Here is a 12,009-nt window from a genome sequence, read left to right as displayed (position 1 = left end):
GGGCTTAATTCAAAGATTGAACGGAGAGAGCACCGCTCGCCAAACTCAGGCGCGCCGCTTTCCCATAATAATTGGCTGGTATTTGTTCACTTAGCCAGTATTCTCCCGCTATTGAGACCAGCTCAGCAGCAAGATTAGTACAGAATATTTGTGCATCACGATCGCCATTGGCGCCCGCCAGAGCACGGCCACGCATCATGCCGTAAACATGAATATTACCATCTGCTATAAGTTCTGCACCGGCACTGACGTGATTGGTGATAATCAAATCACAGTTTGGCGCATAAATGCGCTGACCGGAACGAACCGGGGCATCAATCAAACGCGTTTTTGTGATCAGATTAACAATTGGTTCTACTGGCGCCGCAACCTCAGCGGGAGTGGCCCTGGAACGCGAATTCTTTTCTTTCCCTTCAGTCAGAAGTGGCAAGCCAGCGAGTTCAATTTCCCTCTTCAAAGCTTCGTCTTTACAACCACTTATACCGACTACTCGCAAACCGGAAGAAACTACCGCTTGCTGGACTTTCTTCCAGTTAACTGAACCATCGAGGCTGGCAACATTCACCACCACTGGTGCATTTTTCAGAAAGGCCGGAGCCTGGGATACTTTGTCCTGAAGGGCCTGGAGAATGACTTCGGGTTGTGCATCATGTAAATGAAGCACTGATAAGGTAAAACTGCTGCCTTTTAACTCGATTGGCGTGTTTGACATCCTGGCCTTACTCAATTCAGTTTTAATCCCCACCTGTGTGGGACGATATTCCGAAGTACATCTGGCATGTTATAGTCACAGATATATTCAGGCAAGCCACCATCTGGCGAAAATAGAGTAAAAAAAATGTTTTGTGTGATCTACAGAAGTAGTAAACGTGACCAAACTTATCTTTATGTCGAAAAAAAAGACGATTTCTCACGCGTACCTGAAGAATTGATGAAAGGTTTTGGTACCCCACAATTGGCAATGGTATTACCGCTTGATGGGAGTAAAAAACTGGCTAATGCTGATTTTGATAAAGTAAAACAAGCTCTCAAAGATGTTGGCTATTATTTACAATTGCCACCACCGCCTGAAAGTTTGTTAAAAATGCATCTCGAAAACAGTCCGAAAAAATAAGTTTCAGACTACTGCCAAATCTTTCCTGAACATAAAGGTAGATGATATTTAGAACAAATAACCGCGGGGAAAAAGATGAACACTCCAGCAATTTGTTTAACCGTCATCACCTTTATGTTGACTAGTTTTAGCGCGCTATGTTCTGACGAGCAGGCGCAATCCATTGTTAATCCCTCAGTTGCGACGCAGCCAGAGACTACACCTGCGCCTACAACGCTTGCGCAGCAAGGGCGAAACCCCGCCGAATTCCCAGCCTTTGTTGAGACACTAAAAGAACAAGCCCGCCTCCAGGGAATTAGCGATAGCACCATCAGCAACGCATTCGCTAGCATTCATTTTGTTGATCGGGTCATCAAATCCGACCAGAGCCAGCTCGAAAAGAAAATCATGCTGGATGAGTATTTGTCTCGGGTCATTACGCCACAAAAGATTGAACAAGCACGCGCGCAGTATCAGCAGCACCGAAATGAATTAGAAGCCATCAGCAATCGTACTGGCGTACAAAGTCAGTACATCGTTGCTTTGTGGGCGATGGAAAGCCATTTTGGTGAAATTCAGGGTAAAGAGGACATTATTTCTGCGCTGGCAACGCTGGCATTTGAAGGGCGGCGTGAAGCGTTCTTTACCAAAGAGCTGATGGCTGCATTAAAAATTCTCGACCAGGGCCATATTACCGTGCAAGAGCTGAAAGGTTCATGGGCGGGGGCAATGGGGCAAAGCCAGTTTATGCCAAGTTCCTATTTGCGCTATGGCGCGGATGGCGATGGTGATGGGAAAGTTGATATCTGGACTAACACCAGTGACGTTTTTGCTTCAACCGCTAATTATCTGGAGACTGAAGGCTGGAAGGCGGGCGGAGAATGGGGCAGAGAAGTCACGCTTCCCGAAGGTTTCGATAGCACGCTTGCCGGAACCAAAACAGATCAGGGTAAAACAGTCAGCCAATGGCAAAAATTAGGAATCACGTTAAAAGACGCAACCAAACCACCTCCACCTACGCAAAAAGCCTGGATTATCACGCCTGATGACAATTTGGGGCGCTCGTTCCTTGTCTACAATAACTTTCGTACCATCATGCACTGGAACCGCTCTTACTACTTTGCGATAAGCATCGGTACTATGGCAGATGCGATTGCACAATAACTCTTACACGTCGGTATTCAGCCGCGATTTTTTTCTCTAGTATCAAAGGTAATTAACACAACGACGCAGAGGAAAGGCATGTATCAGCATCATAACTGGCAGGGTGCGCTGCTGGATTTTCCGGTCAGCAAAGTAGTGTGTGTAGGCAGTAACTACGCAAAACATATCAAAGAGATGGGCAGTGCAACGCCGGAAGAGCCGGTGTTGTTTATTAAACCCGAAAGCGCGTTGTGTGATATTCGCCAGCCGCTGGTTCTACCCCAAGGTCTGGGGTCGGTGCATCATGAAGTTGAGCTTGCGATTCTGATTGGATCTACGCTTAGACAGGCTACAGATGAGCATGTTACTAAGGCCATTGCAGGATATGGTATAGCGCTTGATCTCACGCTTCGTGACTTGCAGGGGAAATTAAAAAAAGCGGGCCAACCCTGGGAAAAAGCGAAGGGGTTTGACAATTCCTGCCCGATTTCTGGGTTTATTCCAGCCAGCGAGTTTAACTGCGATGCGCAAAATACGCCTATTGCATTAAAGATCAATGGCGAAGTTCGCCAGCAGGGCAGTACTTCAGACATGATCCATAAAATCGTGCCTTTGATTGCTTATATGAGCCGCTTTTTCACCTTGCGAGCCGGTGATGTGATCCTGACCGGAACACCGGAAGGTGTGGGGCCGCTTGTGAGTGGCGACGAACTCGAAGTCAGCTTCGCAGACCGCAACTTGACCACCCGCGTTCTATAATCAATTTGCCGCCTGAGGGCGGCAAAACTTGCATCTGCGGCTCAGACTGTTTATAAGGTGCGCTTGTTTTTTTATTACCGGACAAACATCATGACTACAGCACCGTTCTGGCAGCGCAAAACTCTTGACGAAATGAGTGACACAGAGTGGGAATCACTTTGTGATGGCTGCGGCCAGTGCTGTCTGCATAAATTGATGGATGAAGACTCGGATGAAATTTACTTCACCAACGTCGCCTGTAAGCAATTAAACATCAAAACTTGTCAGTGTAAAAACTACGAACGCCGCTTTGAGTATGAGCCAGACTGCATCAAGTTGACTCGTGATAACTTGCCAACCTTTGAGTGGTTACCGCACTCATGCGCGTACCGCCTATTGGCTGAAGGCAAGGACTTACCGGTATGGCATCCCTTGTTGACAGGTTCAAAAGCCGCAATGCATGGTGAACGCATTTCTGTGCGCCATATTGCAGTGAAAGAGTCAGAAGTGACTGACTGGCAAGATCATATATTAAACAAACCTGAGTGGGCAGACTAAACCACCAGCTTCGAGAAAGATCACAAAAATAAATCGTACAAAACGAAATCTTTATGATACGGTGTTCTTTCAATAACAAATAAAAGTAGGTTTTTATCCAGTATTTAACATTTAAGTGTCCGTCATGTGGCGGTTCACAGTATCGCACCTCCCCTTACGATGTCCGAGAAACAAATCCCCATGGCGCTGTTTGTATCTTCTGTAAATCAGGGATGCACCTTCTTCATCGTCCGATGAGTGCGATTCATCAATATAGTGTAGCTGCTCGCTAAGAGCGAATTGCGCTGGTTTTGCTTTCCCCACTTCTGCACTGTTAACATTCAGCCTCCATAACGGAGGAATAATGAAAAAAATAACATTACTAATTGGGGCAATCATCCTCAGCGGCTGTTCATCGCCTGAGCCCGTGGCACCTAAACCGCCGCAGGTTATCGGCATGCCGAACCCTGCGTCAGTTTACTGCAAAGACAAAGGCGGTGAATTGAGAACGGTGAAAACCGATCTGGGTGAGCGTGGCGATTGCATATTGCCAAGTGGCGAGCGAATAGATCAGTGGACGCTTTATCGTCGCGACCACTAATAATAAAAAAAACCGCCGAGGCGGTTTTTTTATTTCTGCAAGATGAGATTAGCGGCCGAACAGATCGCGACGTTTTGGCTTGAAAGGTTGAGCAACTAACACCAGAACGGCAATCAGCAGGAAGACAGCAAAAATCCCCACTAACCACTGCACCATATCCAGCGACAGAAATGCCCACTGACGTACAGAACAGTCACCTGTTGCCACAAACACTGACGGCATCCACTTATCAAGCGGCAACCAGCTAGGGAAACGTGCTGCAAAGTCACAAGTCACAAACGGGGAAGGGTGAAGCTGAAGCATGGTGTGTTCCCACGCTAATTGCAGACCTTTCCCTGCACTGTAGATCCAAAGCGCAATTCCGGCATAACGCAGCGGTGTTTTAGGCGCAATGGCACCGACTATCCCTGCACCCATAATGCCAAACAGTGCGCAACGCTCGTAAATACACATAACACAAGGTTTCAGCATCATTACGTGCTGGAACCACAATGCCACTATTTCCAGGGCAAAGGCTGTTAATGCCAGTAGAAGCCAGGCACCGCGCCCACGGGAGCATTGGTTTAAATATCGCAACATAATCAGTATCCCTGCAGCATGCGTTGAGTCGGCAGTGTAAACGAATTCGATTTCTGCGCCAGTACGCACATCAAAATAACACGCTAATTGAATGTTATTCAGACAAATAAGGTAAACGGGCGCTATACCGCCCGTTAGAATAACTTAATGCGGTATGGCGTTCATCAACGGTGATGAAATCCAGCCGGCATGCAGCATCCATTCGGTTGCGGGTACCAGGCTAAATTCAACACCTAACAATCCAACGATGGTCAATACCAGCGTATACGGTAGAGCCATCAGCACCATACGGCCATAAGAAAGCCGAATCAGCGGTGCCAGCGCGGATGTGAGAAGGAATAAGAAGGCTGCCTGGCCATTTGGTGTAGCAACTGACGGCAAGTTAGTGCCGGTGTTAATCGCCACTGCCAGTAACTCAAACTGCTTGAGGTCAATAATGCCGCTGGTTAGTGCAGTTTTCGCTTCGTTGATATAGACGGTGCCGACAAACACGTTATCGGAAATCGATGAAAGGATGCCGTTAAATAAATAGAACAGCGCCAGTTGCGAATGTGGTTCGGCCTGCAATACAAACTGAATAACAGGTGTAAACAGATGCTGGTCAATTATCACGGCGACTACGGCAAAGAACACGGTAAGCAGGGCGGTAAACGGCAGCGCTTCGGTAAAGGCTTTGCCTATCTGGTGCTCATCAGTCACACCACATAATGAGGTGGCAAAAATAATCACTGATAGGCCAATTAACCCTACTTCGGCTAAATGGAGTGCCAGAGCAATCACCAGCCAGAAACCAATCAGTGCCTGAACGATCAGTTTTACACGATCCTGACGGGTGCGTTTTTGCGCACTTTTAGTGTCGTAGTCTTGCAAAATCCCACGTACCTTTTCTGGCAGTTTCTCACCGTAACCGAGTATTTTAGTGGACTCCAGCAATACACAGGTGAGTAAGCCGCAGATAAGAACCGGAATGGTCACCGGAGCCATACGCAGGAAGAAATCGCCAAAGTGCCAGCCAGCATTTTTCGCAATAATCAGGTTTTGCGGCTCGCCGACCATCGTCATCACACCACCCAGCGCGGTGCCCACACCGGCATGCATCATCAGGCTACGTAGAAAAGCGCGGAATTGCTCGAGTGTGCTGCGAGTGTCGGAATCAAGTTGGGTGTCATCCTGAATACCATCTTCAAGATCACCAGCCGACGCGACGCGGTGGTAGATGTCATAGAAGCCAACCGCCACGCTGATGATAACAGCGACAACGGTAAGAGCATCGAGGAAGGCCGATAAAAATGCGGCTGCGATACAAAATGCGAGGGAGAGCAGAATCTTTGAGCGAATGCCGAGCAGGAGTTTGGTAAACACCAACAGCAGGAGCTGTTTCATGAAATAGATGCCCGCAACCATAAATATCAGTAGCAGCAACACTTCAAGATTTGATGCAATTTCTGTGCGTACATGGTCTGGCGTTGTCATTCCAATGAACACGGCTTCAATAGCCAGCAACCCGCCAGGTAGTAGCGGATAACATTTCAGAGCCATTGCCAGAGTGAATATAAACTCGGCAACCAACATCCAGCCTGCAACGAATGGACTAACGAACCAGAATATTAAAGGATTTATGACTAAGAAAGTCAGTAAAGTCAGCTTATACCAATTAGGTGACTGACCTAAAAAGTTGCGAAAAAGCGCACGCCCCGTAGACATTTCCATCGTAGAATTTTCATGCTCCAGTTATCCGTAATATCTCACAGTGCTGGCGAGGTGATGCTTTCTCCCCAAAACTTAAAACAGAAATATTTCGGATAAAGATAAAGTTGCGTCAATTGAGTTGTTTCAGGTTACCTGCGCATAAGATATCAATCAAGGTATAGGAATATTCTTTGGTTGTGCGATGCTCTGCAAAATTAAACCATGATTCCAAATTTGGCGGCCCTCGCTGCTACCTGCGCCGCATGGCATCTGGTATGATGAGTCTCTTTAGCAAAACCTGTGTAATGGAAAGCATACTATGGTCATTAAGGCGCAGAGCCCGGCGGGTTTCGCGGAAGAATACATCATCGAAAGTATCTGGAATAACCGCTTTGCTCCGGGAACAATTCTTCCTGCTGAGCGTGAGTTATCTGAGCTAATCGGTGTGACCCGTACCACATTGCGCGAGGTGCTTCAGCGCCTGGCGCGTGATGGCTGGTTAACGATTCAGCATGGCAAGCCGACCAAAGTGAATAACTTCTGGGAAACCTCCGGTTTAAACATTCTGGAAACTTTGGCGCGTCTCGATCATGACAGCGTGCCGCAGTTGATTGATAACCTGCTGTCAGTGCGAACTAACATTTCCACTATCTTTATTCGTACTGCTGTTCGCCAGCATCCGGATAAAGCGCAAGAAGTGTTGGCTACCGCAAACAGCGTTGAAGATCACGCTGATGCGTTCGCTAAGCTTGATTACAACATTTTCCGTGGTCTGGCTTTTGCTTCCGGGAACCCGATTTACGGGCTGATCCTCAATGGAATGAAAGGGTTGTATACCCGCATCGGGCGTCACTACTTCTCAAGTCCGGAAGCGCGCAGTCTGGCGTTAGGTTTCTACCATCGTCTGGCGGAAATTTGCCAACAAGGTTTGCACGATCAGGTATTTGATACTGTTCGTACCTACGGGCGTGAAAGTGGTGAAATCTGGCATCGGATGCAGAAAAACCTACCGGGTGATTTGGCAATGCACACCCGTTAATCTGGCCATGTCATCACCATCTGTAAAATGAAAAACGCTTCCTTTGGGAAGCGTTTTTTTATGCTTACAAGCTATTGAGTCGCGGTGGGCAACGTTCCAGTAACTCGACGCTGCCATCTTCGTTTTGCTGTTCAAGCGTTACGTCAAAGCCCCACAAACGATGTACATGCTTGAGAACTTCGCGACGCCCTTTATCTAGCGGAGCACGGTTATGCGGGATATAGCGCAACGTCAGCGAACGGTCGCCGCGTAAATCAACGTTCCAGACCTGAATATTAGGTTCAAGGTTACTGAGATTGTACTGTGCAGAAAGCTCAGCACGAATCTTGCGATAACCCTCCTCATTGTGAATCGCCGCTATTTCCAGATAGTTATTGCGGTCGTCATCCAGCACGGTAAACAGGCGGAAATCACGCATCAGTTTTGGTGATAGGAACTGGCTAATAAAGCTCTCGTCTTTGAAATCACGCATCGCAAAATGCAGTGTCTCTAACCAATCTTTACCCGCAATATCCGGGAACCAATAGCGGTCTTCTTCCGTTGGCGACTGGCAAATTCGCTTGATGTCCTGGAACATGGCAAAACCGAGTGCATACGGGTTGATGCCGCTGTACCAAGGGCTATTGTACGGTGGCTGGAATACCACATTGGTATGGCTATGCAGGAACTCAAGCATAAAGCGGTCAGTCACTTTTCCTTCATCGTACAGATGGTTAAGGATGGTGTAGTGCCAGAACGTTGCCCAGCCTTCGTTCATCACCTGTGTCTGTTTTTGTGGATAGAAGTACTGGCTGACCTTACGCACAATGCGCAAAATCTCACGCTGCCAGGATTCCAACAACGGCGCATTCTTCTCCATAAAATAGAGCAGGTTTTCTTGCGGCTCAGAAGGATAACGACGCGCTTCAGCGACCGTTTTTTCTTCTTCACGACGTGGCAACGTGCGCCACAGCGTGTTCACCTGGCTTTGCAGATACTCCTCGCGGCTTTTCTGCCGGGCAGTCTCTTCTTGCAGCGAAATTTTTTGCGGGCGTTTATAGCGATCAACACCGTAATTCATCAGCGCATGGCAGGAGTCGAGCAGGCGCTCCACTTCGTCCACGCCATAACGTTCTTCGCACTCAGTAATGTATTTACGCGCGAAAATCAGGTAATCGATAATCGAGCTGGCGTCAGTCCAGCTACGGAACAAATAGTTGTTTTTGAAGAAGGAGTTATGCCCATAACAAGCATGCGCAATCACCAGCGCCTGCATAGTGATGGTGTTTTCTTCCATCAAATAAGCGATACACGGATTGGAGTTGATCACAATCTCGTAAGCCAGGCCCTGCTGACCATGCTTATACAAGCGCTCCGTTTCAATGAATTTCTTACCAAACGACCAGTGCGGATAGTTAATCGGCATCCCGACGCTCGAATACGCATCCATCATTTGTTCGGAGGTAATCACTTCAATTTGATGAGGATAAGTCTCCAGCCGATAGAGTTTGGCAACACGGTCTATCTCTGCGAGGTAGACATCAAGCAGCTCGAACGTCCAGTCAGGTCCATCACTTAGACGTTTAGAATCCTTTGTGGCGGAATCAGTAACAATAGCCATCAGCGCGCCCTCATTGTTGGCGGCTCTCTCTGGATGGAAAGCCTCACTTTCAAGAATAGACAACTCCTGAAACTTAGCAGCGGCAAGCAAAATTTTTTCGACGCGATTAACGTATTTCAATGCCCCGCGTTTAACTCAATAGGCAGCATAATATTTTGTAGAAAATATTTTACCAGGCAGGAGATTCTAATTATCGATATGCGGCGATAACGGGGCAGGATGTGAGGAAAGTCACTATAACAAAGCCATATGTTGAATAACATTTTCATCTGAGTTATCAATTTGTAATCAGAAGATTATTCTTTTAGCTAAATGGTGGAATGGATATGCGAGTTGTGGTGCTGGGTAGTGGTGTAGTGGGTGTCAGCAGCGCCTGGTATTTACGCCAGGCAGGGCATGATGTCACTGTTATCGACAGGGAGCCGGGTCCTGCTCAGGAAACCAGCGCGGCGAATGCCGGGCAAATTTCACCGGGCTACGCTGCCCCATGGGCGGCTCCCGGTGTGCCGCTTAAAGCGATTAAATGGATGTTCCAGCGCCATGCACCGCTCGCTATTAGCCTTGATGGCACGCAATTTCAGCTTAAGTGGATGCTGCAAATGCTGCGCAATTGCGATATGCGCCACTATATGGAAAACAAAGGTCGCATGGTGCGCCTTGCGGAATACAGCCGTGATTGCCTGAAGGAATTGCGCCACAGCACCAATATCCAGTACGAAGGCCGTCAGGGTGGCACGCTACAACTGTTCCGTACCGCCCAGCAGTATGAAAATGCCGCCAAAGATATAGCAGTACTCGAAGATGCGGGTGTGCCATATCAATTGCTTGAGGCAAGCCGTTTAGCCGAAGTTGAACCCGCCCTGGCTGATGTAGCTCATAAGCTCACGGGCGGCTTGCGCTTGCCGAATGATGAAACTGGCGACTGCCAGCTGTTTACACAAAACCTGGCTCAGATGGCAGCAGAGGCTGGCGTTGAGTTCCGCTTTAATACTTCGGTTGATCGTCTGTTGTACGAAGGCCAAAGCATTTACGGCGTGCAGTGCGGCAAAGAAGTCGTAAAGGCCGATGCTTACGTCGTTGCTTTCGGGTCATACTCCACCGGCCTATTGAAAAATATCGTTGATATTCCTGTCTATCCACTCAAAGGTTATTCGCTGACTATCCCCATTGCTGATGAGCAAGGCGCACCTGTTTCGACTATTCTCGATGAGACATACAAAATTGCTATCACGCGTTTTGACAAGCGTATTCGCGTTGGCGGGATGGCAGAAATTGTCGGTTTCAACACCGAGTTGCTGCAACCACGTCGCGAAACCCTGGAAATGGTGGTTCGTGATTTGTACCCGCGCGGAGGGCATGTTGAGCAAGCTACGTTCTGGACGGGTCTGCGCCCGATGACGCCAGACGGCACGCCGATAGTCGGGCGCACGCCGTTTAAAAACCTGTGGCTCAACACCGGCCATGGCACGCTGGGTTGGACGATGGCCTGTGGCTCGGGCCAGATGCTCAGCGACTTAATTTCAGGAACAACGCCCGCCATTCCCTTTGACGATCTCGCGGTTGCGCGTTACTCCCCAGGTTTTAGCCCGACGGGCTCGCAGCGTTTGCATAACGCTCATAATTAAATTTAAACAAGGAGAGGACAATGCCCCGTCCTGTTGTTGCGACGCTGAATCTTAGCGCGCTACGTAACAATTTAAATGTTGTTCGCCAGGCCGCTCCTCATTCGCGTGTCTGGTCGGTGGTTAAAGCGAATGCGTACGGTCATGGAATTGAGCGTATCTGGTCGTCGTTAAGGGAAACCGATGGTTTCGCGATGCTTAATGTTGAAGAGGCGATCCTGCTGCGTGAGCTAGGTTGGAAAGGACCGATTTTGATGCTGGAAGGGTTCTTCCATGCCGACGAGTTGCCGCTATTTGACCAGTATCGTTTGACCACCAGCCTGCATAGTAACTGGCAGGTAAAAGCTTTAGCTAATGCCAAACTCAATGCACCGCTGGATGTTTACCTGAAGATGAATAGCGGAATGAACCGCCTCGGGTTCAGCCCTGACCGCGTGCATTCTATCTGGCAGCAACTGCGTGTTATCCCGAACGTCGGTCAACTTACGTTGATGGCGCACTTTGCTGATGCAGAACAACCTGATGGCATTGTTGAACCAATGAAGCGGGTAGAGCAGGCGGCTGAAGGTTTAGATTGCCAGCGTTCACTCTCCAATTCGGCGGCAACGCTGTGGCACCCGGAAGCGCATTTCGACTGGGTGCGTCCAGGGATCATCTTGTATGGCGCATCGCCGAGCGGGCAGTGGTGTGATGTTGCCACCAGCGGCCTGCAACCGGTCATGAGTCTACAAAGTGAAATTATTGGCGTTCAGAATCTTAAACCGGGCGATACAGTGGGTTATGGCAGCCGTTATCGGGCAAGCGGTGAACAGCGCATTGGTGTAGTGGCCTGTGGTTATGCCGATGGTTATCCGCGTATCGCGCCGACGGGCACGCCAGTGCGCGTTGACGGCGTGCTGACTCACACTGTTGGTGCCATTTCCATGGATATGTTGACCGTAGATCTCACGCCTTGCCCGAATGCCGGGATTGGTAGTCCGGTCGAACTGTGGGGCAACATGGTGAAAATTGATGATGTGGCTCATGCCGCGGGAACGGTGGGATACGAATTAATGTGTGCTCTAGCGCCGCGCGTACCAGTAGTTACAACATCCTGATTATTGTTGCATTAACGCTCTTTAGCACATCGGTATTGGTATGGCGGGGAAGTTACATTACCCCCCCCATTTTTTTTTTTTTTAACTTCTTTCCTTTTCCCCCGCCCACCCCTTTTTTTGTCTCTTTTACACATCTCCCCGCCCCCGAGACCGCACCAGATCTCGTATGCCGTCTTTTTCTTTTAAAAAAAAAAAAAAAAAACAAGTACTCGCAACGCCTCCCGACTCACCCTCTAACACACATGTCAACACCCCCTTCATAGTCCAATCC

The 12,009-nt window shown here is 48.7% G+C and carries 13 protein-coding genes; 9 read left to right on the top strand and 4 right to left on the bottom strand.

The window, feature by feature from the left end; genetic code table 11:
- Positions 1–4 precede the first annotated feature (4 nt).
- On the bottom strand, positions 5–712 hold the full coding sequence (minC, locus tag GC128_RS12265; protein WP_151994542.1) for a septum site-determining protein MinC: 708 nt from the start codon (positions 710–712) through the stop codon (positions 5–7).
- Between the two features lie 126 nt (positions 713–838).
- On the opposite strand from minC, the gene GC128_RS12260 reads away from it, so the two are divergent.
- The 6 genes from GC128_RS12260 to GC128_RS12235 all read left to right on the top strand — a co-directional run bounded on the left by GC128_RS12260 (position 839) and on the right by GC128_RS12235 (position 4,112).
- A complete protein-coding gene (locus GC128_RS12260; protein ID WP_034455230.1) occupies positions 839–1,114 on the top strand; it encodes a YcgL domain-containing protein in 276 nt (91 codons plus the stop codon).
- 75 nt (positions 1,115–1,189) lie between these two features.
- Positions 1,190–2,257, top strand: coding sequence for a lytic murein transglycosylase (locus GC128_RS12255; RefSeq protein WP_151994541.1), 1,068 nt, complete (start codon positions 1,190–1,192; stop codon positions 2,255–2,257).
- A gap of 78 nt (positions 2,258–2,335) precedes the next feature.
- Positions 2,336–2,995, top strand: a complete 660-nt coding sequence (locus GC128_RS12250; RefSeq protein WP_151994540.1) for a fumarylacetoacetate hydrolase family protein — start codon at positions 2,336–2,338, stop codon at positions 2,993–2,995.
- A gap of 90 nt (positions 2,996–3,085) precedes the next feature.
- Complete coding sequence (locus GC128_RS12245; protein ID WP_064511840.1) at positions 3,086–3,532, top strand: YcgN family cysteine cluster protein; 447 nt, start codon at positions 3,086–3,088, stop codon at positions 3,530–3,532.
- A gap of 95 nt (positions 3,533–3,627) precedes the next feature.
- Positions 3,628–3,804 carry a cold shock small protein YmcF gene (ymcF, locus tag GC128_RS23365; protein ID WP_134183199.1) on the top strand — a complete coding sequence of 59 codons (177 nt, stop codon included), beginning with the start codon at positions 3,628–3,630 and terminating at the stop codon, positions 3,802–3,804.
- 71 nt (positions 3,805–3,875) lie between these two features.
- Positions 3,876–4,112: a putative hemolysin gene (locus tag GC128_RS12235; RefSeq protein WP_151994539.1), complete on the top strand. Its 237-nt coding sequence runs from the start codon at positions 3,876–3,878 to the stop codon at positions 4,110–4,112.
- Positions 4,113–4,160: 48 nt separating this feature from the next.
- On the opposite strand, the gene dsbB is transcribed toward GC128_RS12235, so the two are convergent.
- Together dsbB and nhaB are read right to left on the bottom strand one after the other, a co-directional pair.
- Positions 4,161–4,691: a disulfide bond formation protein DsbB gene (gene dsbB / locus GC128_RS12230; protein ID WP_151994538.1), complete on the bottom strand. Its 531-nt coding sequence runs from the start codon at positions 4,689–4,691 to the stop codon at positions 4,161–4,163.
- A gap of 144 nt (positions 4,692–4,835) precedes the next feature.
- Positions 4,836–6,401, bottom strand: coding sequence for a Na(+)/H(+) antiporter NhaB (nhaB, locus tag GC128_RS12225; protein ID WP_151994537.1), 1,566 nt, complete (start codon positions 6,399–6,401; stop codon positions 4,836–4,838).
- Positions 6,402–6,699: 298 nt separating this feature from the next.
- On the opposite strand from nhaB, the gene fadR reads away from it, so the two are divergent.
- Positions 6,700–7,419 carry a fatty acid metabolism transcriptional regulator FadR gene (gene fadR / locus GC128_RS12220; protein WP_064511836.1) on the top strand — a complete coding sequence of 240 codons (720 nt, stop codon included), beginning with the start codon at positions 6,700–6,702 and terminating at the stop codon, positions 7,417–7,419.
- Positions 7,420–7,483: 64 nt separating this feature from the next.
- Here fadR and GC128_RS12215 read toward each other — a convergent pair whose 3' ends face one another.
- Positions 7,484–9,019 (bottom strand): SpoVR family protein, encoded by a 1,536-nt coding sequence (locus GC128_RS12215; protein ID WP_064546553.1) that lies wholly within the window; start codon positions 9,017–9,019, stop codon positions 7,484–7,486.
- Between the two features lie 326 nt (positions 9,020–9,345).
- Here GC128_RS12215 and GC128_RS12210 point away from each other — a divergent pair, with 326 nt between their 5' ends.
- Together GC128_RS12210 and dadX are read left to right on the top strand one after the other, a co-directional pair.
- Positions 9,346–10,644 (top strand): D-amino acid dehydrogenase, encoded by a 1,299-nt coding sequence (locus tag GC128_RS12210; protein ID WP_151994536.1) that lies wholly within the window; start codon positions 9,346–9,348, stop codon positions 10,642–10,644.
- A gap of 20 nt (positions 10,645–10,664) precedes the next feature.
- The gene (dadX, locus tag GC128_RS12205) at positions 10,665–11,738 is read left to right on the top strand and encodes a catabolic alanine racemase DadX (protein ID WP_151994535.1); all 1,074 of its coding nucleotides are present in this window, start codon (positions 10,665–10,667) and stop codon (positions 11,736–11,738) included.
- The last annotated feature ends 271 nt before the right edge of the window (positions 11,739–12,009 follow it).

Origin of the sequence: Buttiauxella massiliensis, from assembly GCF_902500225.1 — a bacterium.
Lineage (GTDB): Bacteria > Pseudomonadota > Gammaproteobacteria > Enterobacterales > Enterobacteriaceae > Buttiauxella > Buttiauxella massiliensis.
Note: the sequence above shows the minus strand (reverse complement) of the source record. Positions and strands in the feature narration are given on the sequence as shown.